This is a genomic window from Streptomyces sp. P17 (assembly GCF_032436805.1).
In the GTDB taxonomy this organism is placed as follows: domain Bacteria; phylum Actinomycetota; class Actinomycetes; order Streptomycetales; family Streptomycetaceae; genus Streptomyces.
The window spans coordinates 1-301 of record NZ_JAVRBF010000564.1 but is presented as its reverse complement, the minus strand read 5'-3'; the positions used below and the strand labels follow the sequence as shown (position 1 = coordinate 301).

Genomic DNA, 301 nt, shown 5'->3' with positions numbered 1-301 from the left:
ACCGCCGAGACATCGAAGCCCACACGCAATTGCTCCAGCGACTCCGCGGCCGCGTCCTCCCCCTGAAACAGCCCGCAATCGATCAACAAAGAGCGGCCACCGGCGTAAACCAACTGATGGCAACTGCCGGTGACACCGCTGGCACCACCACGATGAATCAAGCGAGAAAGCGGGACCGCATCCGATAAAGGCATCCGTTATTCCTGTGTCGATGTTTGTCGCTCGTGTACAGGTCTGGCTAGCCGTGTGGCTCACCCACCCGCTGGCCTAAATGGAAAAGAGAGCTGTGCTGATAAAGCCC

Annotated in this window: 1 protein-coding gene; it reads right to left on the bottom strand. The window is 58.8% G+C overall.

Annotated features, from left to right (window positions below; all coding sequences use genetic code 11):
- On the bottom strand, positions 1-194 hold a 194-nt coding region (locus RMT89_RS42130; RefSeq protein ID WP_315889043.1), incomplete at its 3' end, for a hypothetical protein.
- Positions 195-301 lie beyond the last annotated feature (107 nt).